Genomic DNA, 26,822 nt, shown 5'->3' on the forward strand with positions numbered 1-26,822 from the left:
CGCCCCATCACGAAACTCCCGGTCGTACTTCTTCCGCTTCTCTGGCATCGTGCTCCTCATTATCGATGCCTCTACGGTTCGGGGGGAACCTCAAGGCGGGTGACCCATCCGGTGGTGGTGTCGAAGAGCACAGGGTAGGCGTTGTGCGCGGCTTTGATCCCGAGCGCGATCGCGAGGTGGGTCTTACCCACTCCAGGTGGTCCGAGAAGGATCACGTTGTCGCTCTTGGCGATCCAGGTGCTGGTGGCCAGATGGGCGATAACATCGCGACGCAATCCTGGAAGGCGGTCGAAGTTGAAGTCCTCGAGTGTCTTGACCGCGGGGAAGCGAGCGCCACTGATCCGCAGCACGGTGCCGTTGGCTTCGCGTTCACTGACCTGGCGGTCAAGGATCGCTGCGAGGTACTCCTCGTGGGTCCAGTTGTCGGTGCGGGCCCGCTCGGCCAACTCGGCCCAGCAGCGGCGGATCGCTGGCATCTTCAACGCCCGCGCCGCGAACTCGATCTGCTTACCTGTGTGATTGTCGGACATGGTATTTCACCTTTCAGTGATAGTGGACGGGGTGGGTGGTTGAGCACCTGACGGGGTAGCAAAGTGCACCCCGAACAGGTCGTCGTAGTCTGGTAGCGCCCGGATCGGTACCTCGTGGCCGTCGGGGTGGGCGCGGATGCGGGCGGCGTTTCGGGCCCGGTTGGCGAGGTCTTGGCGGCGGTAGTCGCGGCGCAGTTCTTTGGCTGCCCGCACGTGCTGAGGGTCGGCGATGGTGACGTGGTTGGCCCAGCTGCGAGCGTGGTCGGCGACGGTGACCTCGCCGCACTGGATGCGCACCTGCTGCAGGTCGGCGGTGATGTCGACGAAGCGACCGATCACCGACGGGTGCACCGAATAGTCATTGCCGGCCACACGTACGTAGTAGTCGCGACCGAGTCGCACCCGGCTACTCAACCCGATATGAGGTGCGGTCGGGGGAAGCCCGGCCATCTGCTCGAGGTCCTCGGCGAGCGCATCACACGGGCGTCGATCACCGATCGCGCGCACCACTCGGGTGTTGGCATGATCGGCCAGCCACCGATCGAACTGGGCGGTGAAATCGTCCGGTGAGGCGAACTGGCGGCCCGGCAGGAACGAGGTCTCGAAGAATCGGTTGTTGCGTTCGACCATGCCCTTGTACTCGGGGTCTCGCGGTGGCGCCAGCTCCAGCCGAGTGCCCAAGGTGCCCACGAATCCTGCGGCCAGCGCGGTGGGTGTGCCCTTGGGGCCGATCGCGGCTTCGCGGTCCCACACCAGCTTGCGGGTCACCGCGCCCAGTTGCGACAGCAGCAGCCACATCCCCGTCAGGATGTCTCCGCCCTGGCGCGACGGGATCATCACCGCCGACCGGTATCGGGAGAACGCCAATGTCATCACCAATACCGGTAACATGGCGAATTGATTGTGGCCCACTGGGATTCGGTAGTCCGGGAACCACAGATCCCACTGCGAACAGCCGCCGGGCTCATAGATCACCCGATCGGCCGGATCTACCCCACGAAACTCCGGGCGAATCACCCGGACCCGGTCTTTGAGGACAGTCAACGATCTCGTCCACCCGATCCGCTCCGCGATCACCGTCGCCGGCATCGTCGGATACTCCCGCAACAACGCCCGGATCTGCGGTTCGAACGCATCGACCACCGAGCCCTTCGCCGGTCGCGAGTACTTCGGCGCGGTGTCTGAGGCCAACGCCGCCCGCACCGTGTTACGGGCCACCCCCAACCGGCGCGATCTCCTTGATCGGCACACCCTCACTGCGATGCAAACGGCGGATCTCCGCCCACTGCTCCACTGAAATCACCCTCCTAACAAGACGGGGGTCAAAATTCACCCGTCGTCAGGGGGTCAGTTTTCAGGCGCCGTCAACATACCCTTCGGGATCGATCCAACGACCGCGTCACCAGGTAGAGCGTTTTGAGTGCGGACTGCTCGTTCGGGAAGTGCCCTCGAGCGCGCACCGCACGCCGCTAGCGGGGCGTTGAGACTTTCGATAGCGTTGGTGGAGCACAACACTCGTCGAATTTCGACGTCGTTGTCAAGGAACGGGATGAACTCCTCCCACGCACTCTCCCACAGGGTCACGATCGCCGGGTACGGCGTGCCCCACTTCTCAGCGAATTCCTCCCATCGCAGCCGGGCCTCAGCGGCGGTCAGCGCGGTGTAGATCGGTCTGAGATCGGCGCTGATCTTGTCCCTATACTTGCGGGAGGCGTACTTGAAGGTGTTCCGGATCAAATGGATGATGCACGTCTGTACCGTGGCCAACGGAAACGCGGCGGACACACTGTCGGGCGACCCTTTCAAGCCGTCACAGACAAGGGAGAAGATGCCCCTGGCACCCCGGTTCTTGAGGTCGGTGAGCACCGCCCGCCGGAACGTGGCCGACTCGCTGCCGCCGTCGCCAGCCCACATGCCGAGGATGTCTTTGTGCCCATCGAGATCAACCCCGATCGCGGCGTAGATCGGCCGGCTACTCACTCACGCACCTCATCCGCGGTGGTGACATCGTGTTCTTGACCAGTCTCAACTGGCCCTGCCACCAGGGCATCCACGCCCTCGACTGTGTCGGTCATCGTCGTGATTCCTCCTGCCCCACGCCGGGGGCGATCAAACCACTTACACCGAATCAGCGACAGTCCCCCCTGCGGCGTCAGTCTGTACGCGTGAAGTTGGCGAAGAAGTCATCGATTGTTGATAGGTCGGCATACCGTCGAAAATGAGCGACGTCGACCTTGACGAAGACACCGCTAGAGGTGAAATACGTTCGATCATCGAACGATCCAACGGCCGCGATGTGCAGTAGGCGATCCGACTCGTGGTCAATCCAAGCAGAGAGGCGAATGGGAGTGTGCAGAGGGACCGGCTGACGGTATTCGACGGTCAGGGTGCGGGTCACCGCGGGGGTCCGCGCGATCCACAGGGTGAAACCCATGATGTCGTCGCAAGCGGCCGAGATCGCTCCGCCGTGCGCCAACCCGGGCGCGCCAAGGTGCCTCTCGTCGAAGGTGTGATCGGCGTACACCCGCTCGCCACTCCGGTAGACCTCAAGTTGAAGTCCGTGGGGGTTGCTGCTTCCGCAGCCCATGCACTGGGACGAGTGTGCCGGCAGTCTTGCTTCGGGGGTCATCTCTGATCGTTGTCCTTAACTCAGCCCGCCACCTACGCAACAGGGTGCGGGGGGATCGATGAGGTGTGGGAACCGGTCCCGAACACGGTCTGTGCTCACCACTATAGGTAATACTGCCAGTACCTGATACTGTCCATTACGCACACGCGAATGGAGTGGCGCACACCACGCGCACTAGGGGGGGAGATGGCCATCACCACCGGCACAGGCGTCAACCGTCTGCTAGACGGCGCTGCCACTTTTGGTAACACCGTCGGCTTGGCTGGTCAGGCCCTGCGGTGGGTAGCAGTAGACATTGCTACAGGACGATTTCCGTTTCGCGAAGCCGTATCGCAGACCTGGTTCGTCATCGTCGTGACAACTCTGCCGGCGATTCTCGTAGCTGTGCCATTCGGTGTCATCGTGTCAGTACAGGTGGGTAGCCTCACTCAGCAAGTTGGGGCCACGTCAATAGCTGGCGCCGCTGGTGGCCTCGGGATTATTCAACAGGGAGCGCCCATCGTTACCGCCCTCCTACTCGGGGGCGCGGCCGGATCAGCGATTGCCTCTGATTTGGGTGCTCGAACGATTCGCGAAGAAATTGCTGCCATGGAGACACTCGGACTCAATCCGATCAGGCGAGTCGTAGCGCCCCGGTTCGTATCTGTGTTGATCACCGCGCCGCTGCTCTGCATGCTAATCGTCTTCACCGGGCTGCTGGCGGGCTACGCCATCAGCGTCGACGTCCAAGGCATCACACCAGGCAGCTACGTCGCCTCGTTCGCTTCGTTCGCATCGATAACAGACATCGTTGTCGCTCTATGCAAATCGCTTGTGTTCGGACTTGTAGTGGTGACGATTGCTTGTCACCGCGGCCTGTCGACGAAAGGCGGCCCTAAAGGCGTCGCAACCTCAGTAAATGCCACCGTAGTACTGGGCGTCGTCGCATGCTTCGTGATCAATGTCTTTATCACGCAATTAACAACCATGTTCGTCCCCCAAACTATTGGATGAGAAACGCCTCGTGACCACCGTTCCCTCCCGGAGGTTCTCCGCCGCCACCCGCCCTGTCGAAGCCGTGATCGCGCCAGTTGTACACGTACCTGAACGCTTGGGGCACGTCGCGACCTTTGTGATCGCCGCGGTCCTCGGCATCCGCCATGTGATCACCACCTACCGACGCCAAACCCTGCTCTACATACAAGAATTCGCCTGGGGTAGAGGTGCAGTCTTGGTCGGTGGTGGAACGGCCATCGTCCTCGCCATCCTCGGCATCGCCGTCGGCGCCTCAATCGGTATCCAGGGTTACGCCTCTCTGGACCTCGTAGGGATGGGTTCACTGACGGGGTTCATCTCTTCCTATGCCAACACCCGAGAGCTTGCGCCAATGATCGCGGCGATCGGGTTCGCAGCACAAGCCGGCTGCCGGTTGACAGCTGAGATCGGCTCGATGCGCATTTCCGAGGAGATCGACGCTCTCGAGGCTATGGCGGTACGTCCTATTCCATTCGTCGTCAGCACTCGCGTAGTTGCGTCGATCACGACCGTGATTCCTTTGTACATCGTCGCGCTTATTCTCGGATTCGGGGCCGCCAAACTCGTCGTCACACAAGTTCACGGCCAATCCGGCGGCACTTACGATTTCTATTTCGACCAGTTCCTCAAACCTCAGGATCTTGCCTTCTCGCTTATCAAAGTTCTTGTATTTGTCATTTCTGTAGTGATTATCCATAGCTATCAGGGCTACTTCGCCACAGGCGGAGCTGAGGGGGTGGGTCGAGCGTCCGGTCGAGCGATCCGCACGAGCCTCATAGTCATCGTCGTGGAGGACATGATCTTGACCCTTCTGATGTGGGGATTCGATTCCGGCGTACGGATTTCAGGGTAGGGGGTTCAGTGGCTGTCTTTCATGATCCGTCCGGACGCGAGCCGTCGCACGGGAACCTGGCCCTTCGGGGGGTCGCCCTATTGATCCTCGGCGCGATAGCTGCCTACTTACTGATAAGTGACGCTAACGGCGACTTCAGCGATCACACGTCGTTGACCATCAACACCGACGCGATAGGCGACGGATTGAAGGGGGGATCGGATGTGAAGTACCTTGGGTTCACCGTGGGGGAGGTCTCGAGCATCGCGGTTCGAGACCGTGGCGCGGCGGTCAAAATCAACCTCACCGGTTCCGGTAACGACCTAGTTCTCCGGCAGGGCATGACGGTGAACTACACCTCGTCAAACGCATTGGGACCAACTGCACTGGAGATCGTAGATCCTGGACAAGGACCACCCATCGGTTCCGGCGGGAGTGTCTACGTGAGCAGGTTGCAATCTGAACAGACCTCGGTGTCAACGCTTGTTCGCAAGATCTCCACGCTGGTCGAGGCACTGGACCAGCCCTCATTTGAAGCGGTAGTGAGGTTCATCGTTGAGGACTCGCAGGCAATGGCTGATAGCGGAAGACTCGTTCTCCAGATTGCGCAACTCACGCGAGATGTCCAGAAACGGCCGGTCGGGGAGGACCTAGGAATTGCGGCTAACCTGTCCACCGGAGTCGCCGACTTCATGACGCCGTTTGTCCCTGGCGTCTTGAAGAACGTCGATATCGCTGACTTTTTCGCCACCCAACAAAACATCGACCGCACGAAGAGTAATCTCGGCGACACGGGAAAGGTTCTTTTCGGTGGGCTCGGCGGCCTGCTCGATAAGAATTACCCAGCCCTGAGTTCGCTGTTAGACGTCGGCCTTGACCTAGCGCGGCCCGTCGCCAGATCCGCCTCGGGGCTAGTTCGCACGGTGTACACGATCCCGCAGATCCTCGATGGCATCGACAAAGCCTTGCCGAAATTCAACGAACGGGTCCAGCTCCAGCTAGCACTGGTGGTCCAGACGTCGCCTGCCCTACAAGGCGCATTGAGAATGGGGGGTGCCACGCGATGACTCTGAGGTCGCTAACACCCACAATCATTAAAATCGTCGCTTTCATCGCTCTCATCGGAGTCCTTTCATATGTCATCATCGCGATTCTGCAGCCGACCAACGAAGGGTCACCCAGTTCGCAGCGTTCCGCGGTGTTTGCCGACGCTTCCGGACTCAAGCCCCGCGACGGGGTACGACTCGCTGGAGTGAAAGTGGGATATGTAACGGCTGTCGATCTCGAGGGCTCAACAGCGATCGTCCGTTTCCAACTGGATGACGGTGTCGCGATTACCCCCGCGACGACTGCCGCTGTGCGTTACCAAAATCTGCTGGGGCAGCGGTATGTGGAACTCATCAATGCCGGACAAGGCGCCGACCAGGACTCGATCACACAGGTGGCACTCGAGAAGACCGTCCCGTCCTTCGACGTATCGACACTATTCAACAGTTTCAAACCAGTATTCGATACATTGAATACTGCGGAAATCAACGAGCTTCAGTCGAACCTTCTACGGGTTGCCCAGGGAGACGGTCGAGGTATCGCACCAGTCATGAAGCAAGTCGCGAACATCACTGATTACGGGAACCAGCGTTCAGAGATCATCACCAATATTGTGACGAGCCTGGGGCAGGTGTCCGACCAGTTGATGGGGCGCTCCGCTGAACTGGTTGAGTTGATAGACAAATTGGGGTCAATCGTCGATGCGTTCAGCCGCGTGAGCGATCGACTGCGGGCCTCGCTGCGAGAGGTCAACCGTTCGATGGCAAAGACTGTACTCGCCGGTGAGCAGATCGAGTCGACCTACGACACCAGCTTCGCGGCTATCTTTCAGAGATTAGTGCGGGAGCCAGGGGATACAGAAGGCCTACTGAATGGTGCCGTTCTCCTGAAGCCGCTCCTGGACGCCCTGGCCGCAACATCCAACGCGACTCCCCCGCCCTCGGCGGCAGGGTGTGCCCGAGGGGTGCTCGACCTACCGAGAACAGTGCAGATCGCCCTGATGGGTCAACGACTGGTGGTGTGCCAGTGACCCGTTTCTTCGGCAAGCGTCCGCATCACCGCCCGCAGCGTCGGCGGGACCTCATCCTGGCGGGGGTCGTAACGATGGTCACGGTGGCCGGTCTCGTCGCCGCCGGAGCTGTGTATATCTCGCCGCCCGGACAAACTATCTACAGCGCGGAGTTAGTCAATACCGGCGGATTGGAAGCTGGCGACCAGGTACGTATCGCCGGGATCAGGAAAGGCAAGGTAGCGTCGGTCGACCTGACCGGAACGTTCATCACCGTGCGGTTCCGGCTGGATGACTCGATTGCCGTTCGGTCGGACGCGACGGCGAACGTCCGTCTCCTCACCCCTATCGGTGGACGTGTATTGGACCTCGACCCAGGTTCAGGCCCGTCGGCCATTGACGGCGCGATCCCACTGGTGCAGACAGGCAGCACCTATGATATTTCCAGCACCCTGGAGACATCTACACCGGTGTTCCGTGACGTGCGTGGTGTTGATCTACGGCGCACGGCGGCGTTGCTACAGGATGCCTTTTCCGACGGAAACACCAATATCCCTGATGCCCTGCAAAACGCGAGCAGCCTGATGGACTTGCTGGAGCGTCAGTACGCACAACTCGACAAGACGGTGGCTTTGTCCGACGAGTATGTCGCTGCCCTCGCAAACCGCAAGCAGGTACTCGTGGACTTCCTACGCCAGCTCAGCTTCCTTGCCCGCACCCTTGGACCAGACATCGCCAACGTCCAGAGCGGGTTCGATTATCTACGTCGTCTTTTTAAGTTGCTGACCCGGCCGCTTGTCGCGTACCGCGACGGTATAGAACCATCGGTACAGCAGTTTAAGATCCTTCTAAACAAGGTGTCGGCCCAGATGCCCGCCTACCAAGACGCGCTGGCCCAGGTCGATCAGATCACCAGAAGACTGAGCATTCTCCTCAATGCTCCGCAGGTCGGACCTGCGAGTCCTGAACCGACCGTCCGCGTCTGTATCCCGATTGGTGATAACAAATGTTGACGGAGCGGATGCGTCGGCATCTGATCCCGATCGCCACCATTGTCACACTGGCAGTAGTGATCGGCGGCGTCGGAATCGACTATGCGACAGCCGACGACGACACGCGATCACTATGTGCGGAGTTTTCTGACGCATCAGGTCTGTACGAAGGCAATTCCGTCGCGATGCTCGGCAAGAAGGTGGGCAGGGTCGTAGGCATTCACGAGGAGGGACAGAAAGGTGTGCGTGTCGATATGCGGATCGACAAGACCGTGCCGCTTCCCGCAGATGTGGGTGCGACCCTGGTGTCCACCTCGATTGTCACCGAAAGACAAATCGAGTTCACCCATCCCTATCGTGGCGGAGAATATTACAAGTCGGCTGAGTGTATCCCACTGGAAAAGACCAGGACTCCACTGGGGATTAGTCAAACGCTCGACGCGATCAGCACTCTTTCAGACGAACTCGTCAAGGACGACGGACGTAACACGGATGCGATTCTTCAGGCACTTACACTCGTCTCGAAAAACATGGAAGGGACCCAGGGTGATATATCCGGCATTCTCCAGGACTCGGCCACGCTAATCAACGATCCGACCCGGCGTGATAGCCAGATACGCAGGATTGTAGCCAATCTCGCCACCTTAACCGGTGTTGCCACCGAAAACAGTACTGAGGTGACCCAGCTATTCGACAACTTCGTAGGCGCAATTGAGGTGATTGTTGCTTTCGGTCAAACATTCGGCGCCGCAACAGAGTACGCAGGCACCTTCGTCCCTATCCTGTCGCGCCTATCGTCTGACTTCGGGCCACCTATTTTCTCACTTGGAGATGCTGCGGTTCCCCTCCTCTCGCAAGCGGGCAAGCAAGAAAACATACTTGCGTCCGTCGCCGCTCGAACAGCTGACCTCATCGTTGAGCATCCAGATGCGAAGTCGATCCTGCGGGCATTCGCAATATCTGTACCACTGCAGGCCCTCAAGAACGCGTGCGCTCCTCCTTCCGTCAAGGACGTTTGCGCGACGGGTAACGAAGCGGCGACGATCGCCAACTTGATCGGAGGGCAACCTCGATGATGATCTACGGCTACCTTCGTCGTGTCACGGCCGCGATCGTGACGCTGTTCGTAGCGACTATCGCCCTCGCCGCCTGCAGCATCAGTGCTGACAACCCGCCGACCATCGGTGGATCATCCGCCCGAGACGGCTACGACATCGAGATCGAGTTCACGAGTGCTCTGAACTTGCCTGCCCGTGCCAAAGTCCTCTCTCGAGGGATTGACGTCGGTGCCGTCACCAGCGTCGCTTACGACGGAGGCCACGCGCTGGTTGCTGCCCGAATTGATAAAGACGCCCAGCTGCCGGAAGATTCGCGCGCGGAACTCCGCCAAGACACTCTCCTGGGCGAGATTTATGTGGCCATCCTTCCCCCTGCACAGCAGTCCACCCAAGGCTTGCTGCGCGCGGGATCGGTAATACCTCTCTCACGCACCGAACCGGCTGCCAACGTCGAGGACGTGATGCGGGGTATGGCTAACGTATTGGGCGGGGGTGAACTCGATAAAATCCATACCGCGATATCGACGCTGAACTCGACTTTTCCGAGTGACCCCGCCCAGTTCGATGCGCTCTACCGCACGACCTTGCGCACCGTGTCTGAGGTGTCTGCCAACACCGACAAACTCGACGTAATCCTGCAGTCAGCCGATCGCACACTCAAAGTGATCCTGGCCGACCCGTCAGGTACAGACCGAATGTTGACCAAGGGGGGAGTGAACTTCTATGGTCTGGGCTATTCGCTAATTGACGTCGCGCTACTTATCGCCAACCTGCGCGACTTCGCAGTATCTGCCGGCCGTATCGTCGACCCTGAGTATTCCCGCATCAAGGAAACGGTAGGAGCGATCGCGCCAGTGGTCGCGTCCATCGCGTACTCGGACATCTACTCCAAGGATGTTTCCGACAAGGCGACGCGTGTAATACGCGAGAAGCTCATCCCATTCGTCAGCTCGCCAGATATCAACGTCTCCGACGTGTCTATCGACGGCCAAGATCTAGCCCGACGTGATGCCGAGTCGTTCATAACCGTCTTGCGAGCGATCGGAATGATGCCATGATCCGCAGCACCCTCGTATCCCTGGTTGCCCTTGTCCTCGTTCTCCTCGTCGGAGCGACATACTTGATCATCGACGTGGCACGAATAAACCCGTTCCGCACCGACTACACGATCTCGGCCATACTCAAGAGCTCGGGCGGCCTTCTAGACACATCACCGGTAATGTTAGAGGGGGTGCCGGTGGGAAAAGTGACATCTATTCGCGTCACAGATAATCAGCTCGCCGTCGACATGTCCATCGACTCCGGCTACAAGATCCCTCGCGGCAGTGTCATGACGATCCAGAACCTCTCGGTCGCGGGAGAGCAATACATCAACTTCATCCCACCGGATACCACCACCAGTGAGTACTTGCGTAGTGGGGACCTAGTGCCCGCCAGCGCCATCCACGTGTCCCAATCCGTTCCCCAGGTGCTCCCGAAAATGTCGGCAGTGGCCGACGCGCTCGATCCAGCATCGATTCAGACCATCAACGAAACGATCTCGGCTGCAGTCGACGGCCGGCAAAAGGACCTCGACACGATCGGAGACATGATGCACCGCCTCGTGGACTTCGTCGGTGACGACGGTGCGGTCCGTACCACCGCGGACAATGCCGAGTTCCTCCTGGGCCTCATGTCGAACGTGGGCGGTGTGCTCAGTACCGCGTCGGTCCGGACCCCGGATGCCGTCGACGGTTTGGCGAGAATCCAACGTGCGTTCATCGTTTTCACCTCTACGTCCTACGACAAATGGCCACCAATCCTGAAGCTAGTGGAAAAGCTCAGCGGTTACATCCAGATACTTCAGCCCGACATTGTCGCCATCACCCGCGCGGTCAAACCGGCGACGGCGAAAGTCGCAGACACATACGTCGACTTCGGATCGATCGGTGATCTCCTGGCGCGAACAGTCCCCGCGTCCCATCGGGGACAGGCGCAAATCCCGATCGCCGTCACACCATCACCCCGCTGACGCCCGATGTCTCCCCCCCTACCCCAGCATTTACAGAAGGCAGCAAATGACCGCACACGACAACGGATCAGAATCCGAGGACAGCGGCACCGAAAATGAGCTGACTACGGCTTCCGATAAGGCAGACCGCGGCGACGCCACTAGTGCCACAGAACCTGCGACGTCACAGGACGTTTCCGCCTCGGACGAGGCAAGCCCCCCGACGTCCGAGGCCGAGCAGCGCTGGGGATCAGCACGCCTCCAGGTGGTGGCCGTCGGTGCTCTCGTGGTAGTACTCGCGGTGCTGGCCGGGCTCTTTGCTTACCTCTACATTGACATGCGGCAAGCAAAGACGTCCCTGGAGGACGCCGCCACACAACGAGCGCAGGCAGCGCAGGCAGCATCGGACTACACCACAAAGTCGCTCACGTACAGCTACCAAAACACCGACGCATTCTTTACCGAAGTGAAAGAGAATGCCAGCGATGCGTTGGTCAAGCGATACGACGATGTCGAACCCACCCTGACCCAAATCATGAAACAGGCCAAGGTCCAAGCGGCGGGACGCGTACTGGCGACCAGCGTCACCGGCAGCGCCAGCGAGAACCGGGGGGAATACACGGTGCTGGTCTTCGCCACCCAGAAGACCCAGAATGTTCAGAACCCTCAGCCGAGCGAACTCCCCACACTGTTGAAAGTCGTCGTGCTGAAGACCGATAACGGCTGGCAGATCCAGGATTACGGACCTGCCGAATGATCCAGCGTCCGCCGCGAAAGGAGAGTTAGATGAAAAGCACCATGCAGGAGGTGCCGATGACAGTGTCATCGATACTGCGCCACGTCGCAACCAATCACACTGTTAGGCAGGTGATTACCTATTCCGTGAACGGCTCTGCCCGGTATGCGACCTACGGCGATCTTGAAGAGCGATGCGCACGTCTGGCGAATGCTCTGCGTCGGGTCGGCGTGGTCGGCGACGACCGCGTGGCAACGATGCTGTGGAACAACCAGGAGCACCTCGAAGCGTACGCTGCGGTACCCGCGATGGGCGCGGTGCTGCATACGCTGAACATCCGGTTGTCACCGGCTCAGCTGCAGTTCATCGCGAACCACGCCGAAGACAAGGTCATTATCGTGGACGGGTCGCTGGTTCCGTTGTTGGCGGCGGTCCTACCGGGCTTGGCGACGGTTCGGGTTGTGTTCGTTACCGGCGACGGCGACACCTCCCCGCTCGACGGGCACGGCGTGACCGTGATGCGATATCATGACGCGCTCGCAGCGGAATCCCCAGTGTTCTCTTGGGTCGATCCCGACGAGCGGTCGGCTGCGGGTATGTGTTATACGAGCGGCACTACAGGCGATCCCAAGGGGGTCGTCTACAGTCATCGCTCGGTGTTTCTGCACTCCATGGCAGCGTGTACCGGTAACGCTCTGGCGATCGCAGAAGCCGATCGTGTACTTCCCGTCGTGCCGATGTTTCATGCCAGCGCCTGGGGTCTGCCCTACGCGTCGCTGATGGCCGGCGCGGACTTGCTGATGCCTGATCGATACCTTCAAGCAGCGCCGCTCGCTGACATGATCCAACAACATCGCCCCACGAAGGCAGGAGCAGTACCGACAATCTGGAACGATCTTCTTCAGTACGGTATCGCGAATCCGGGTGTCGACTTGTCATCGATCGACCTTGTCGCCTGTGGTGGAGCTCCCGTCCCGCAGTCGTTGATCGAGGGGTTTGCGGACCGCTTCGGCGTACAGATTATTCAGGCGTGGGGTATGACTGAGACGTCCCCGCTTGCAGCGGTAGGTCGGCCTCCCGCCGGGATCAGCCCCGCAAAGGAAATATCTTACCGCAAGCGACAGGGACGGGCAATTTGCGGGGTGGAGATGCGCCTCATCGACGAGGGCGGCCTGCCTGTTCCCCGTGACGACAAGTCCGTCGGTGAACTCGAAGTGCGGGGTCCGTGGGTCACAGGCAGCTACTACCGACTCGAGGACACCGAGAGGTTTCGGGATGGCTGGTTGCGGACCGGCGACGTGGGACACATCAGTCCGGACGGGTATCTGACGCTGACCGACCGGTCCAAGGACGTCATCAAGTCCGGGGGCGAATGGATCTCGTCAGTGGAGCTCGAGAACTGGATCATGTCGCACCCGGATGTCGCCGAGGCCGCGGTTGTCGCGATGCCCGACCCCCGATGGCAGGAGACAGCTCTCGCTGTTGTGGTTCCGGCACCGGGTCGCGAAGTGTCGGCTGACACGCTCCACGAGTGGTGCCTAAGAAATTGCCCGGAGGAGATCCCGCACTGGTGGATCCCGAACAACTGGACGTTCATGGAGCAGATACCACGGACGAGCGTGGGCAAGTTCGACAAGAAGGTGTTGCGCGCGAAGCATGAGCAGGGCGAGCTGCCGGTTGTATCGAACTAGCGCCGCACGGGGTCGGCTTCGCGTCCGCACTGGCCGAGATAGGACACCGCCGAGGTAAGGCACAGATGTGCCCACCGAACGTCCTCAGCGTTCGGTGGGCACGTATTTATTGGAGCGATCCGTCTGCCCGATGGCCCCGGTGGGAAAGACAGAACCGTCACTGGGAATTGCGCGGCCATTCATCTCTCACTCATCGTTCGTTGGGCGCCGTTTTATCGAGCGTCGTAGAGTTTGCGAGGTGGACATCGCAGCCAGCGCTCCACATTCGCAGTCATCAGCACACAACATCGAAGGGGCCACCATCATGGCCGAGGCTATCGTGGGCGCAATCATTACCGACATCGTCGGCGAACTGGTCACCGGATCGATCGAGTCCGGATCAGACGAAGCTACCGCTTGAGCGCTTCACAGAAGAACACACCGCCCCGTGGCTTCTGCCGCGGGGCGGTCTCTTGGTGCGCGGGGGCTCGAGAGCTTGTCAAGATGTCTGTGTAAGAACGTGACTCCTGATTTTCTTGTGGTCTGTGGGGTCTAGCTGAGGTGGGGTTCGATCCGGTCGGGGTAGGCCAGTGCGAGTTGTCCGAGGGCCTGTTTCCAGTTGGTGACGACCTGTCCCTCGACCAGTCGTCCGAGGGCCTTACGGGGCTGTGACCGCCTGGTCCCGCGTTCTTTGAGGCGTTGAGCGGCTCGTTTGTCTTCGATGTCGCAGATGGCCAGCCACAAGAGTTTGCGGACCGCGATGTCGTTGGGGAAATGTCCGCGGTTCTTGATGACCTTGCGGAGCTGGTAGTTCAATGACTCGATCGAGTTGGTGGTGTAGATGACTTTGCGCAGCTCGGGCGGGAATGCCAGGAAGGGGATGAACCGATCCCAGGCTCGGTCGAAAGCCATTGCCGCACTCGGATATTTGGCGCCTAGTTCCGAGTCGCGGAAGGCTTCCCACTCGCGGCGGGCGGTCTCGGCGTCGGGGGCGGTGTAGATCGGTTTGATCGCCCGGGCCACGTCTTTGCGGTCTTTGTGGTTCACGAACCGCATCGAGTTGCGGATCAGATGCACCACACAGGTTTGCACGGTGGCCAGCGGCCAGGTCGCCTCGATCGCTTCGGGGAATCCGGTGAGCCCGTCACAGCACACGATCAGCACGTCCTTGACGCCGCGGTTGGCCAGATTCGCACACACCCCGGCCCAGAACTTGGCGCCTTCTTCGGCCTGTATCCAGATTCCCAGCACATGCTTGACGCCGGCCATGTCGACGCCAATAGCGATGTGGGCGTGCTTGTTTCGAACATGAGAACTGTCTTTGACGTTCACCACCAGGGCATCAAGGTAGATGACGGGATACAACGGCTCCAGCGGCCGGTTCTGCCATTCGTCGACCGCGTCGAGGACCTCGTCGCAGATCTTGGAGATCGTCTCGTGCGAGAGATCGGTGCCGATCGTGGCGGCCAAATGGTGTTGGATATCGCGCAACGTCATGCCGCCGGCGTACAGCGGGACCACGATCTTCCACTCCAGCCCGTACAAGACCGTCTCCGACGTCGAGTTCGCGGCCGCTGGTTGGGTCGACTGGTACAACAACAGCAGGCTGCACTCGAGTATCGGCCAGATCCCCCCGACCGAGTTCGAAACGCTCCACTACTCTGGCCTCGGCCCGAGGACCAGCCCACAATGGAGGCGGCACAAAACCTCGGGTCGTTCAGTCCCTGTGCGTGAGGCTCCGGCCCGCAACCCCCAACACATCGCCGTGGAGTCACCCATACCGTCTAGCGTTGTACGGACGCAATTCGTCTATCACGAGCGACCGTGCCGCGTCATGCCCTATGCCGATCCTTACCTGTTGACGGGATGGTCGGGAAGTTCAGGGACCGACGCTTGTCAGATCCCCATGGGTCCGTCCGCGTGTCTTTTGCGATGGTCCCAGGGCGCGCCGGAAGCGGTCGATGTCACCCGGCCACCAGCTTGCAGTGCCCAGCAGCACCGCTAGTGCCGGGACTACTAAGGTCCGCACCAGGAACGTGTCGAGCAGCAAACCGACACCGATGATGAACCCGATTTGCACCATCACATCGATGGAGCCGACCATCAGCCCGAACATGCTGGCTGCGAAGATCAACCCGGCCGAGGTGATCACCGAACCGGTGTAGGCGACGGTACGCATTACTCCGACCCGCACGCTCGCTCTCGTCTCCTCTCTCAGGCGTGAGACCAGCAGCATGTTGTAGTCAGCGCCCACCGCCACCAAGACGATGAACGACACCAGTGGAGCTGGCCAGGCGATCCCGGCACCGAGGATGTGTTGAAGTACGAGCACACCGATACCAAGAGCCGCCATATAGTTCAAGACGACGGTTGCAAGGAGATAGACCGGTGCAACGACGGCCCGCAACAACAGCATCAGGATCAGACCCACGATGAGAAGTGTGGCTATGCCAAGCAGTTTGAAATCGTACGACAACAACCGCTGGACGTCGGCATTGATCGCAGGAAAGCCCGCGACCGAAGCACGTCCGCCCTCCAGAGTGGTGTTCGGCATCGCGTTCTCGGCGACGCTAGACAGCTCGTTCGCCAGCGTCATTGCATCGGCAGAGTATGGGTCGTAGGAGGTCTGTACCGCATAGCGCACGGTTTTCCCGTCGGGCGAGATGAACTGTCGAGCGACCTGACTGAACTGCTGGTCCTTGAACGCATCCGCGGGGAGATAGAAGCCGGTTGCCGAATCAGAATCGCCGATCTCGCGGGCGGGAGCCCGAAGCTGTGCGGCGACCTGTGCTAGTCCACCGAGTAGCTGAACGTTGCTGTCCACCAAAGCCCCGACTCCGTTCGACAACTGACGTGCGCCGTCGGCGAGTGCGCCGACGCCGGACTCGAGTTGCGAGACCCTGTTCCCGAGGTCCTGTCCACCGATGGTCTGTAGTGCAGAATTCAGCGTTTGAAGAGAACGCTGCAGCTGTGCCATGTCGGTAGAGCCTGGCGCACTCACGCGGCCGAGTTGCGCGGCAAAGTTAGCCACCCTCGCGAGCGACTGATCATCCGCGAGTGCCCGGATGTCGGCCGTTTGCGCGCGCAGTGCCGAGCACTGCGCGATCTGCTGACACCACGGAGCTTCCAATGCGGACAACGCTGGCGCGACCGCGTCTGCCGCAGACTGGGCCCGACGTGCGAGTTGAGACAGCTCAGGCGCTCGCTGGGAGAACTGTCGAAGCGTTGGGGCGGCGCTCGCGAGTTGGTTCACCAACGGCCGGTACTCATCGAGTTGTGGGCCAAATGACGACACCTCGTCTAGCAACCCCGACAGCGGAGCGAGATTGGATGAGATCTGGTCTTCTAGCAGTGCCAGGCCTCCGGCGAGCTGCTCTGATCCGGTCTTCAGGACGGCCAGATCACCCTTGCGGGCCTGTACATCTCCGGTCTCCTCGGTGATCTTGGTACCGATCTGATCGTTCTGCCAAGACAATTGCGCCTGCTGCAGCTTCTCACCGGTTGGCCGCGTCACGCCAATGACCCTGGTCACGCCGGGAATCTGCGCGACGCGGGATGCCAACTGGTCGAGGTCGGCAAGGCCTTGAGCCGTGCGCATGTCGTTCTCGGACTCCACCACCAAGAATTCCGAGATAATGATGTCTTTCGGAAAGTGGCGGTTGAGCAGCGCGTAGCCTTCGTTGCTCCCTGTGTCAGTTGGCTGCCCCTCTCGATCGTCGTAGGTGATCTGGATTGTTGCGGCGACCAGGGCGAGGCCAATCAACGCGACTACACTGATCGCGAGCAGAGGGACCGGCCGCCGGATAACCATGACTCCGACTCTTCTCCAGTAATCCCGCGTCAGGTCACGGCGGGGAAGGCCGGCCCCTCTCTTGGCAGCGAAGGAGAGCACGGGGGGCAACAATGTCACCGTCGCCAAGAATGCGAATGCTATGGCGATTGCGCAGGCCGGCCCCAAAGTGTTGAACACACTGAGCTTGGCGAAGGCCATAGCCAGGAAGGCTAGGGCCACAGTGCCCGCCGATGCGAGAACCACGCGGCCGATAGTTGCATTCGCGTGGGCAATAGCGGCATCAGGAGAGTTGCCTGCTCGAATACCCTCATGATAGCGGCTGATGAGGAACACCGAATAGTCAACTCCGGCACCGAAGATGATGACGGTCATGAACATCGAGGTGAACTGGGATACCGGCATGCCCAGCTCGCCTAGTCCAGATAGAACTCCGCGACCCACGGCCAAACTCATGCCCACGACAAGCAGCGGCATCAGCGCGGTGAACACCGAACGGTAGACGACGAGGAGGATCACGGCGATCAGCAGCACGGTGGCGACAGTGATCAGGACCAGATCCGACTCGCCCACGGCGAGTTGGTCGCTAAAGGTCGCGGGTGGGCCTGTCACACGGACTCTCGTCTCAGTGTCGCGAAAGATTCTCTCCGCGGTGTCGCGTACCGCTGCGACCGCCTCCGCGGTATCGGGTCCCCCGAGTGTGCCGGTCACTCCCACGGGCAGATACCAGGCTTGCTTGTCTTTGCTGAGAGCCTGACTCGCAGTGAGGGGATCGCTCAGCAGGTCTCGGACGGCGATGACGTGCTTGTCGTCCGCCCGCACGGTGTCGACAAGCACGTGGTATCGATCGCGGGTGTTGTCGGACAGGCCTGCACTGTTCTCCATCACAACGAATACGGTGGTCTTGGCGCCGCGCTCGTCGAAAGAGGCGCCCATACGGTCCAAGGTCTGAAAAGACGGGACTCCGGCCGGGATCGGATCCACAGATTGTTCCCGTACCACTGACTCCAGTTGAGGAAAGAGAAGGCCTAAGCCGATAGCGGCACCGAGCCAAACCAGCGTCACAATCCCTTTGCGGCGGAGGGTAAACCATGCAACCCGCTCAAGGGTCGGACTGTATTCGCCGAGTTTCTCGCCCCCTCTCGACGAGCGGGTTCGAATGGGAGACGAACTCACCATGTGCAATATCCTCTCGACCTGAAGTGGGCGACCCAATCGTTCGGATCCGTCTGGCGAACGTCCGTGCGGTGGATGATTGTCACTTGTGGTGGTGCTCGGCCATGTCTTCGACCTCCTCGAGAGTGGTGGGCAGGTGGTATGGGGGGGTGCTCTTACCTGAGATGCGGTATCGGCCCCAGAAGTCGGGATCCCCGACGACACACTCCGCCCGCCCCTCAGCGGTCGTAAATACAGCGATCGCGCGGGCGCCTTTCAGGAGCCCGTCGAGCTCATCATTCTTCTGAATCCGGCCATACCAGGTGTATAAGCCGTTCAGCGGCTGGAAATAACCTCTTATTTTCGCTTCGACATGGATCTCCGTCCCACGGCACACCAGGGTTCCTTCGCCGGAGTAGTCGAGGTCATGGTCGTCAGACATGCAGCCCTACCTTCTTCGCATTGAGCGTTGACAAATAACGCGGTTCGTGGATACTAGCAGTACCAGATACTGCGAGTAATGGGTACTGGGCGCCAGGCCCCGACTCCCAGCCTTGAACGACCGAGGAGAAGACATGACCGTGCAGGATGCCCATATCAAGCCCGACTTTTCACAGGAGGGCATGGCCCGGGTGAACGGGCGCAAGCCCGTCGACATGGAACGATCTGCAGGTCGTCTGTTGCGGTCTTCCGCGGAGAAGTTCTACGACGCGGAGATCGACATCGACTGGGAGTCGCCCTGGGAGGAAGGCAAGTACTTTCTGCCAGAGCACCGGGTGTCGCTATACGGCACCAAACTATGGAACAAGATGACCGAGGAGCAGCGTCGCGAGCTGGGACGCCACGAGATCGTGAGCATCCTCAGTTTCGGCATCTACGCAGAGAACCTCTTGAGTTCGGCGCTCCTGCGCATGTCGGCAAAGGGGGCCCTAACCGATCAGAAGTCCCTATACGCGCTAACAGAAATCGGCGATGAGTCCCGCCATTCCACTATGTTCGCGCGCCTCATTAACAAAACAGGCGTGCCCCCTTACAAGCTCCCTAAGGGCTTCTTGAGCTTCGCAAAGATCCTGCATTTCGTCCCGCTCGGACCGTCGGTGTCCGGAGCCACGCTGCTGATCGAGGAAATCCTGGACCGCGCCCAGCGCGAGGCGATGAACGACCCAAGTATGCAGCCTCAGCTTCGCCAGCTCATGAAGATCCATGTCCTCGAGGAAGCCCGTCACATTACCTTTGCGCGACTGGAGATGATCGAAGGCATGCAGCGTCGACGTAAGGCGACGCGCGCTTGGCACCGAGGGGTGCTTGCCGTCATCGCGAACCTGGCGTACCCGCTGCTCATTAATCCGAAAGTGTACCCCGCAGTGGGAATTAGCCGCTGGCGTGGCGTATGGGCACAACAAACCAGCCCAAACTATCGGACCAACCTGCAGTTCATGTCGGAGCCCATGATTCGGTTCTTCCATGAGGCGGGAATGCTGGAAGGCAAGTTCACAATGGCCATGTGGCGCGCGACGCGGAGCCTTCCCGACGATCTCCGCTGATCTCCGTTCACGCGGCCGAGCCGTCACGGTCGACATCAGTTAGACCTGTGCGGAGCATTCTCGATGGCTTCGCGATCACTTCCGCCTCAACAGATCACCCGCTGCCACTGTGCGCAGGTGATGTGTTGTGCCAACGAACCCACGAGGGAGAAAGCATAAACATGGCATCTTCAACTACCCGGCGCGCCTCGCGCGCCGCCGCCAAAACCGACTCAACCGACGACCCGATTTCGACCAAGATTCTGATCATCGGAAGCGGGTTCTCTGGTCTCGGGATGGCCGCACAGCTAAGACGTCGCGGGTACAGCGACTTTCTAATCCTGGAGAAGGCAAGCTCCGTCGGTGGAACCTGGCGCGACAATACCTATCCGGGCTGTGCATGTGACGTCCCGTCGCTGATGTACTCGTACTCATTCGAAAGTCGAGGTAGCTGGTCGAAGGTGTGGTCGTCACAACCAGAAATTGAGCGGTATCTACAAGACGTCGCGGACAAGCGCGGCGTGACACAAAAGATTCATTTCGGTCAGAAGTTGGTTTCCGGATACTGGAGCGAGTCAGAGTCGCGGTGGCACCTGCGTACTGAGTCCGGACGTGAGTACATTGCTCAGTTCGTAGTTTCAGGAGTCGGTGCGCTGCATATCCCCAATTTTCCCGAAATTTCGGGGATTGAGGACTTTAAAGGCGAAGCGTTTCACTCCGCACAGTGGGATCATTCGGTGGATCTGGAGGGCAAGCGTGTCGCCGTGATCGGCACTGGTGCCAGCGCTATCCAGTTTGTGCCGTTCGTACAGAAGGAGGCCATGTCCCTCAAGGTCTTCCAGCGAACCCCTGCCTGGGTCCTACCCCGCAAGAATTTCACCGTTCCGCCGGCCCTGCGGACTCTTCTGAGCAGACTCCCGATTGCACGTCGTATCGCCAGGTGGTCGGTGTACTGGGGTGCGGAGAGCCTAGCCTTCGGCCTCAACGGTCACTCCAACCTTATGCGGCCAATCGAACGGGTCGCTCGGTGGAACATTGAACGCTCCATCTCTGATCCGGCACTACGCAAGAAACTGACCCCGTCATATCGCATCGGCTGTAAGCGAATTCTGGGGTCAAACGACTATTACCCTGCACTTGCGGCGCCCAACACCACCGTCATCAGCGATCGGATTGAGAGGGTCACCGCTGATTCCATCATCACCTCAGACGGCGTCGAGCACCTCATCGACGTAATTATTTATGCGACCGGTTTTCACGTGACTGATGGTTTCGATCAGCTCGCCCTGAAAGGTGCCACTGGCGAGGATCTCCCGTCCCACTGGCATCAGACGGGGATTAACACGCACCTGGGCATCACGACCAAGGGTTTTCCCAACCTGTTTTTCCTCCTCGGACCCAACACGGGCCTCGGCCACAACTCAGTGGTGTTCATGATCGAGCAACAGATCAAATACATCATGAAGGCCATCGACACAGTAGAAAGCCGAGGCGCTGAGAAGGTTGACGTACGCCCGTCCGTGCAAGAACAGTTCAACACCGACATCCAGCGGAAGCTGGCCAAGGGAGTGTGGACCAACGGCGGCTGCACGAGTTGGTATCTCGACTCGCAGGGCGTCAACCGGACCGTGTGGCCGGGCTTCACATGGCAGTACTGGCGCGCCACAAAAGATTTCGACCCCGCTGAGTACGACATCGCCTGAGCCCGAACGCACGGAGAGACACGATTCGTAGAAATGGTGAGACGACAGTGAGCAATTCTGACCGGCATGATTACACAGGCAAGGTGGCAGTGATCACCGGTGCCGCGTCAGGGATCGGTCGGTCTCTGGCACTCCAGTTGGCGGAGCGAGGTGCCGCACTGGCACTGTCCGACATTGATGAGATGCACTTGAAGGAGACTGCAGAACTTTGCCGCACCACGTATGCGGCGACGGTAACCGCCGCCGTACTAGACGTTGCGGACCGCAGTGCGTTTCAGGACTATGCCGACGGAGTGCGGTCAGAGTCGGGCCACGTCGACATGGTGTTCAATAACGCCGGCGTGGCCTTGGGCGTCGACGTGGTCGACATGACCTGGGAAGACTTCGACTGGCTCATGGGCATCAACTTTGGCGGAGTCGTTAACGGGTCGAAGGCGTTTCTGCCTCACCTGATCGCGTCCGGGGACGGACATCTCATTAACACGTCGAGCGTCTTCGGCTTGATCGGAATCCCCAGCCAGAGCGCATACAATGCCGCGAAATTCGGCGTCAGAGGCTTCACCGAGGCGCTCCGACAGGAGATGAAAATCAGTCGATACCCGGTCACAGTGACATGTGTGCACCCGGGGGGTGTAAAAACCAACATCGTCAACAATGCCCGAGGCGTTTCCGCCATGGGGGCAGACACCGCGACTGTCGCCTCGCTGTTCGACAGGATCGCACGAAGCACCCCGGATAAAGCAGCGGCGACAATCCTCAAAGGTATGGACAAGAAGAAGGCACGAGTGTTGATCGGTGCGGACGCCCGCGGTTTCGACTTCGTGGCACGGGTGATCGGTCCCCGCTACCAGGACATCGCGGCGCCACTGACACGGGCGGGTTACGCGGTCGCACGTAGACAGGGGATCCTCAAGTGACCGTCGAACCCGATGCACGTCCGGCTGCCGCAGCCCGCTCACGCACCTTGCGCGTCTCAGAAGTGACCCAGGAAACGAAAGACTCCGTCACCATTTCGTTCGAGATCCCCGATGCCATGGTCGAGGAGTTCAAGCATGTCCCAGGGCAATTCATCACCGTGAAGATCCCATCTGATCGGACCGGTCATGTCGCACGATGCTACTCGTTGAGCAGCTCGCCTCACGTCGAGGACTTCCGTCTCGAGATCGGGATCAAGCGGACGGAGAACGGTTACGCATCGAACTGGCTGTGCGACAACGCGATGACGGGAATGGAGTTGACCGTCCTCCCGCCGTCGGGGCACTTCACGGCTAAGAATCTCGACGTCGATTTTCTATTCTTTGCAGGAGGAAGTGGGATCACTCCGGTCTTGTCGCTGATTAAGTCGGCGCTTGTGTGCGGCGGGGGCGAAGTCACACTGTTCTACGCGAATCGCGATGCCGAGTCGATCATGTACGAGGGCCAACTGGCGCAGATCGCCTCCGAGTTCCCCGAGCGTTTCACGGTCTTCCACTGGTTGGAGTCGGCTATGGGGATTCCGGCACCTGAGGATGTCGAATCCGCCATACGTGAGCACCGCGGTGCACAGATCTACACCTGTGGTCCGGCGCCGTTCATGGATCTGGTTCAGAAGTCGGCGGAGGCCTGCGGTGTTGAGCACGCCTCGGTACATCGAGAAGTCTTTCAGTCACTGACCGGAGATCCATTCGAGACAGCCACGATGCGTCAGCTCAGTGACGACGATGGTGTGGCGACCGCCACGGTCTATCTGAATGGGCAGTCCATCACGACTGAGTGGCCGCGCAACACTCCGTTGCTCGACGTGCTATTGGCCCAAGGTCACAATGCCCCGTACTCCTGCCGAGAAGGGGCCTGCAGCGCGTGCGTATGCAAGCTGGTTGAGGGTGATGTAGAAATGGCACAAAACCACATCCTCGTTGAAGATGACATTGCCGACGGTGAACGGCTTGCGTGTCAGGCACTTCCGCTGACGGATGCAGTCACGGTGAGCTTTGATGACCTCTGAGATAGCGAGCGAGTCGCGAGGATCGCGGCACCTCGAGGTCCTCTCCTCCGACGGAACCAGGTTGTTCGCCCAGGAATTCGGCTCGGGCCGGGATGCTCCACTTCTAGTCTTTAGTCACGGCTGGGCCTGTCAGGGGCGTTTCTGGCGGCCACAGATCGAACAGTTCGCGGCGACGCATAGGGTAGTGGTCTACGACCAACGCGGACACGGGTGGAGCGACCGGGGCCGGGTACCGTTCTCGGCGAGACTTCTGGCCGATGACTTGGAGTCCGTAGTTCGGGCGGTAGCCACTCCCACCGACAAGGCTGTCGTGGTCGGACACAGCATGGGAGGTATGTCCATCATGAGCTGGGCAGCTGAGTACCCAGCCTCGGTGTCGGAGCTGGCCCGCGGAGTAGTACTGGCAAGCACCGGGCCATCACAGTTGGTGGATCGGTCAACGTTACTCAAAGTTCCCCGCCAGCTACGACCGAGACTTGAACGGGCCTTCGCGGCTAGTCTTGCGGTCGCGGGACCCGAGATGCAGGACACGCGTTTGTCTCGCCGCCTGATTCGTTACGGAACCCTGGGCCCGGGCGCGACTGTCGAGGTAATCGATGAGTGCGCCGACATCGTGTTGCGATGCCCACCACAGGTGCGGGGGATGTGGGGTGCGGTTTTGGCGACAATCGACGTCAGCAGGGGTGTTGACTCGCTGACAGTGCCGGCGGCGGTCATCGTGGGCGATGCCGACAGACTGACCCCGGCGGCCCATTCGGTGGATCTCGCAGCGCGACTGGGTCGGCAGGGCGTTCTATTTGAATTCACTCTTCTCGACAAGGTCGGTCACATGTCCAACCTAGAGGCCGTTGAAGACTTCAATTCAGCTGTGGCCAGGTTAGACAGATCCGCTTGAAGCTCGTTTCGACCCATGTCTCTGCCGACTGCATGCGTGCGCCACGTGCTTATTGGGGCGACGGTCAACCATCCTGGTAGCGTGGTGGGTCATGTCTGTAGTCCGTCGAATCTCCGCAGCCCCGGTGAAAGTGCAACGTCGTGTGCGCGATGCACGAAGCACGCGTTGGGACGACCACCGCGCTATCGTGAAGGCTGAACTCGTCGACGCGGCAATACGCGCGATCGAGAAGTTTGGCGACGCTGTGAGCATGGACGACTTCGCGGAAGAGGCAGGGGCGTCGAAGCCGAAGCTTTATCGCCATTTCGGTGACCGAGCTGGGCTCTATTCCGCTGTGGCAGCACGTTTGGGTTCGATGATGTGGGAGTCCGCACAGTCAACTCTGCTCTCCGGACAGCAGGACTCCGTCGACGAGCTCTTCCGGTCAGCGATCTCCGCATACGTGTCATTGGTCGACGAGCATCCGGCGGTCGTCCGCTTCCTCATGACGAACCACATGTTTCAGTATTCTGAGTCCGGCGAGGGAGGGGCCGCGGATCAGCTGAGATCGGCAATGGATATTATTTCCGACGAGTTCGCCCGTAGCCTCCAATCGGTCGGTGCCGACGAGTCCCTCGTCGCCGTCGTAGTGGCCTCCATCTTGGGGGCGGGCCTATCAGCTACCCAATGGTGGATCGATCACGGTCGGCTCAATGGAATGAGCAAGGACCTGTTCTCCGCGCACCTTTATCAGACGTCGTGGGGGATCATTGACGGCGCTGCGGCCACAGTGGGCGTTCGCTTCCGCAGAGACAGACCCTTCGGCGACCCCGCGTTCGCCACTCGCCTCGGACTAGACTGATCCCGCTCGCGAGAGACGGTGCCGCCCCAGTCTCCGCCCTCAGTATTTGATCACAACTGTGTTCCTTATCGCGAGGAGCACTTGTCCAAGTGTCGGATGGGCGGGTCGAACGACTCGTCGTCTACCACCTGATCTAGTGTCATCACGTCGCCCCCGGTGATGAAGCCGGCGAGCCAGTCAGGCCCCAGGTCTGGCGCGACCAGTAGGACCGAATCAACTCGTAGGAACTGATGCCCACGATCTCGTGGTTCACCCCGTCGGACTCCGGTAGCGACCCACCTCAGTCGATCCAGATGCGAAAGGGCCGGGCTAGGGCCAGCCACTCACCGATGCGGTGCTGGCAGTTCTTCTAAACGGCGGACCTTAGGGATCTGGCGGCGGAGTCCAGTGAGGTGGCAAGGCTCGACTCAGTGTCAGTTAGAACCGCCGCGGCCTCGATGACGTGGTCGAGCCGGGTAGCAGCGGTCGAGCCCTTGTGTACGGCCGCCTGAGCGACTGATGTCCATGCTGCAGCCGCTCGGTGAGCATCTCTGGCAAGGTCGCTGGTTGCAGCATCGCCGGTCAGTCGGGCGATCTCGTCGCAGCCACACGCGAGTAGTCGTCGGAACAGGCCACCACCCGTACCTGCCTTCTCGATGAATGCACCAAGACTGAATAGGTGGACTTCGAGCACGTCGGAGGGCAGCTCATGCCAGAGCACCACGTCAGAGGATAGTGCTAGGGCTGCGTCTATTCCGTGTGTCCCCGAGTGTTCGACAGGGCCGGCGATCGTGGATCCTGCGGGCGCGCGCATGCATGCCGCAGATTGCGCGAACGCCTCCGCAGCCACGACGGCGATTGACGGTAGCGCCTCGGGCCAGTCAATGCGGAAGAGCGTATGTCGGGTCGGCTCGGGGAAGGTCATCGAGCGTCGGGCTCGCGCCAGCGCGTCGAAGGGAACCTGTTGAATTTCGACGCGATCGTTGTCTGCGACGTAAGCGATTTCTGCGTCGCTGTCGTAGCCCACTATGACGATATCGTGGCGACTCATGCGCAACTGAACGCGCAGGTAGGGCAATTCAGCAATTTCGGCCCACACGAGCGCGGGCCGGCCGCGGTCGAGTTCGTCGCGGACGAGATCCCACCCTAGCTGGGGATCGTCGGTGGACCGGACCTCCACCGTAGCGCCGAGACGGCGGGGGAGGTCCATCTCGAAGTCAGGACCACGTCCTACCAGATACAACGGCGGCACGAGGGCGTCGGTGCGAACATACGTGAGCGAGAGTGCTCCGCCCAGAGCGAACACCAGACCCTCGTTCGGTGGCCCGTCGAAGCCTAGTCCCGACCACTCCATCAAGTCGCGCATCGCGCTGGAGCCGCAATGGCCGCCCATTCGGTGTGGATAGGTGTCGAGCAATGACTCGGACATTGTCATGGTCTCCCTA

Annotated in this window: 22 protein-coding genes and 4 pseudogenes; 18 read left to right on the plus strand and 8 right to left on the minus strand. The window is 60.2% G+C overall.

Going from position 1 to position 26,822, the window contains the following annotated elements; translation table 11 throughout:
• Positions 1-71 precede the first annotated feature (71 nt).
• From ACIGKQ_RS23985 to ACIGKQ_RS24000, 4 genes and pseudogenes are all read right to left on the minus strand, one after another.
• Entirely contained in the window at positions 72-530 is a 459-nt protein-coding gene (locus ACIGKQ_RS23985; protein WP_020169762.1) for an ATP-binding protein, read from the minus strand.
• Positions 531-536: 6 nt separating this feature from the next.
• Positions 537-1,833, minus strand: a pseudogene (gene istA, locus ACIGKQ_RS23990) (IS21 family transposase).
• 82 nt (positions 1,834-1,915) lie between these two features.
• Positions 1,916-2,510 (minus strand): annotated as a pseudogene (locus ACIGKQ_RS23995) (IS256 family transposase); the annotation flags it as partial.
• 172 nt (positions 2,511-2,682) lie between these two features.
• The gene (locus tag ACIGKQ_RS24000; RefSeq protein ID WP_396575098.1) at positions 2,683-3,159 is read right to left on the minus strand and encodes a PaaI family thioesterase; all 477 of its coding nucleotides are present in this window, start codon (positions 3,157-3,159) and stop codon (positions 2,683-2,685) included.
• 258 nt (positions 3,160-3,417) lie between these two features.
• Here ACIGKQ_RS24000 and ACIGKQ_RS24005 point away from each other — a divergent pair, with 258 nt between their 5' ends.
• From ACIGKQ_RS24005 to ACIGKQ_RS24055, 11 genes are all read left to right on the plus strand, one after another.
• Entirely contained in the window at positions 3,418-4,152 is a 735-nt protein-coding gene (locus tag ACIGKQ_RS24005) for an ABC transporter permease (protein WP_033206584.1), read from the plus strand.
• A gap of 10 nt (positions 4,153-4,162) precedes the next feature.
• A complete protein-coding gene (locus ACIGKQ_RS24010) occupies positions 4,163-5,026 on the plus strand; it encodes an ABC transporter permease (RefSeq protein ID WP_014928961.1) in 864 nt (287 codons plus the stop codon).
• A gap of 8 nt (positions 5,027-5,034) precedes the next feature.
• Positions 5,035-6,072: an MlaD family protein gene (locus ACIGKQ_RS24015; protein ID WP_004023292.1), complete on the plus strand. Its 1,038-nt coding sequence runs from the start codon at positions 5,035-5,037 to the stop codon at positions 6,070-6,072.
• A complete protein-coding gene (locus ACIGKQ_RS24020; RefSeq protein ID WP_004023293.1) occupies positions 6,069-7,082 on the plus strand; it encodes an MlaD family protein in 1,014 nt (337 codons plus the stop codon). The genes ACIGKQ_RS24015 and ACIGKQ_RS24020 overlap by 4 nt, the downstream gene beginning before the upstream one ends.
• Positions 7,079-8,074: an MlaD family protein gene (locus ACIGKQ_RS24025; protein ID WP_004023294.1), complete on the plus strand. Its 996-nt coding sequence runs from the start codon at positions 7,079-7,081 to the stop codon at positions 8,072-8,074. Before ACIGKQ_RS24020 ends, ACIGKQ_RS24025 begins: the two co-directional genes overlap by 4 nt.
• Entirely contained in the window at positions 8,068-9,129 is a 1,062-nt protein-coding gene (locus ACIGKQ_RS24030; RefSeq protein WP_004023295.1) for an MlaD family protein, read from the plus strand. Before ACIGKQ_RS24025 ends, ACIGKQ_RS24030 begins: the two co-directional genes overlap by 7 nt.
• A complete protein-coding gene (locus ACIGKQ_RS24035; RefSeq protein ID WP_396575099.1) occupies positions 9,126-10,169 on the plus strand; it encodes an MlaD family protein in 1,044 nt (347 codons plus the stop codon). The genes ACIGKQ_RS24030 and ACIGKQ_RS24035 overlap by 4 nt, the downstream gene beginning before the upstream one ends.
• Positions 10,166-11,122, plus strand: a complete 957-nt coding sequence (locus ACIGKQ_RS24040) for an MlaD family protein (RefSeq protein ID WP_396575100.1) — start codon at positions 10,166-10,168, stop codon at positions 11,120-11,122. Before ACIGKQ_RS24035 ends, ACIGKQ_RS24040 begins: the two co-directional genes overlap by 4 nt.
• 46 nt (positions 11,123-11,168) lie before the next feature.
• Positions 11,169-11,858 (plus strand): hypothetical protein, encoded by a 690-nt coding sequence (locus ACIGKQ_RS24045; protein WP_005195127.1) that lies wholly within the window; start codon positions 11,169-11,171, stop codon positions 11,856-11,858.
• Positions 11,859-11,887: 29 nt separating this feature from the next.
• The gene (locus tag ACIGKQ_RS24050; RefSeq protein WP_005195128.1) at positions 11,888-13,528 is read left to right on the plus strand and encodes a long-chain fatty acid--CoA ligase; all 1,641 of its coding nucleotides are present in this window, start codon (positions 11,888-11,890) and stop codon (positions 13,526-13,528) included.
• 238 nt (positions 13,529-13,766) lie between these two features.
• Positions 13,767-13,928: a hypothetical protein gene (locus tag ACIGKQ_RS24055; RefSeq protein ID WP_005195129.1), complete on the plus strand. Its 162-nt coding sequence runs from the start codon at positions 13,767-13,769 to the stop codon at positions 13,926-13,928.
• A gap of 131 nt (positions 13,929-14,059) precedes the next feature.
• Here the strand turns inward: ACIGKQ_RS24055 and ACIGKQ_RS24060 are convergent.
• A pseudogene (locus ACIGKQ_RS24060) lies at positions 14,060-15,031 on the minus strand (IS256 family transposase); the annotation flags it as partial.
• On the opposite strand from ACIGKQ_RS24060, the pseudogene ACIGKQ_RS24065 reads away from it, so the two are divergent.
• Positions 15,024-15,194 (plus strand): annotated as a pseudogene (locus ACIGKQ_RS24065) (integrase core domain-containing protein); the annotation flags it as partial. The pseudogenes ACIGKQ_RS24060 and ACIGKQ_RS24065 overlap by 8 nt on opposite strands.
• Positions 15,195-15,386: 192 nt before the next feature.
• Here ACIGKQ_RS24065 and ACIGKQ_RS24070 read toward each other — a convergent pair.
• Positions 15,387-18,476 carry an RND family transporter gene (locus ACIGKQ_RS24070; RefSeq protein ID WP_348807640.1) on the minus strand — a complete coding sequence of 1,030 codons (3,090 nt, stop codon included), beginning with the start codon at positions 18,474-18,476 and terminating at the stop codon, positions 15,387-15,389.
• A 79-nt stretch (positions 18,477-18,555) separates the two neighbouring features.
• The gene (locus ACIGKQ_RS24075; protein ID WP_005195185.1) at positions 18,556-18,894 is read right to left on the minus strand and encodes a DUF4873 domain-containing protein; all 339 of its coding nucleotides are present in this window, start codon (positions 18,892-18,894) and stop codon (positions 18,556-18,558) included.
• 133 nt (positions 18,895-19,027) lie between these two features.
• Here ACIGKQ_RS24075 and ACIGKQ_RS24080 point away from each other — a divergent pair, with 133 nt between their 5' ends.
• The 6 genes from ACIGKQ_RS24080 (at position 19,028) to ACIGKQ_RS24105 (ending at position 25,398) form a co-directional block, all read left to right on the plus strand.
• The gene (locus tag ACIGKQ_RS24080; RefSeq protein WP_005195186.1) at positions 19,028-19,996 is read left to right on the plus strand and encodes a diiron oxygenase; all 969 of its coding nucleotides are present in this window, start codon (positions 19,028-19,030) and stop codon (positions 19,994-19,996) included.
• 161 nt (positions 19,997-20,157) lie between these two features.
• Positions 20,158-21,678 carry an NAD(P)/FAD-dependent oxidoreductase gene (locus tag ACIGKQ_RS24085; RefSeq protein ID WP_005195187.1) on the plus strand — a complete coding sequence of 507 codons (1,521 nt, stop codon included), beginning with the start codon at positions 20,158-20,160 and terminating at the stop codon, positions 21,676-21,678.
• Between the two features lie 47 nt (positions 21,679-21,725).
• Entirely contained in the window at positions 21,726-22,595 is an 870-nt protein-coding gene (locus tag ACIGKQ_RS24090) for an SDR family oxidoreductase (protein WP_006369629.1), read from the plus strand.
• A complete protein-coding gene (locus ACIGKQ_RS24095) occupies positions 22,592-23,662 on the plus strand; it encodes a ferredoxin--NADP reductase (RefSeq protein ID WP_005195189.1) in 1,071 nt (356 codons plus the stop codon). The genes ACIGKQ_RS24090 and ACIGKQ_RS24095 overlap by 4 nt, the downstream gene beginning before the upstream one ends.
• Positions 23,652-24,557, plus strand: a complete 906-nt coding sequence (locus ACIGKQ_RS24100; RefSeq protein WP_006369630.1) for an alpha/beta fold hydrolase — start codon at positions 23,652-23,654, stop codon at positions 24,555-24,557. Before ACIGKQ_RS24095 ends, ACIGKQ_RS24100 begins: the two co-directional genes overlap by 11 nt.
• Positions 24,558-24,648: 91 nt before the next feature.
• On the plus strand, positions 24,649-25,398 hold the full coding sequence (locus ACIGKQ_RS24105) for a TetR/AcrR family transcriptional regulator (protein ID WP_026919816.1): 750 nt from the start codon (positions 24,649-24,651) through the stop codon (positions 25,396-25,398).
• Between the two features lie 349 nt (positions 25,399-25,747).
• Here the strand turns inward: ACIGKQ_RS24105 and ACIGKQ_RS24110 are convergent, their stop codons facing one another.
• A complete protein-coding gene (locus ACIGKQ_RS24110) occupies positions 25,748-26,770 on the minus strand; it encodes a BtrH N-terminal domain-containing protein (protein ID WP_020169751.1) in 1,023 nt (340 codons plus the stop codon).
• Between the last annotated feature and the right edge of the window lie 52 nt (positions 26,771-26,822).

This window comes from Gordonia sp. NPDC062954, from assembly GCF_044543825.1.
GTDB classification, from domain to species: Bacteria; Actinomycetota; Actinomycetes; order Mycobacteriales; family Mycobacteriaceae; genus Gordonia; species Gordonia tangerina.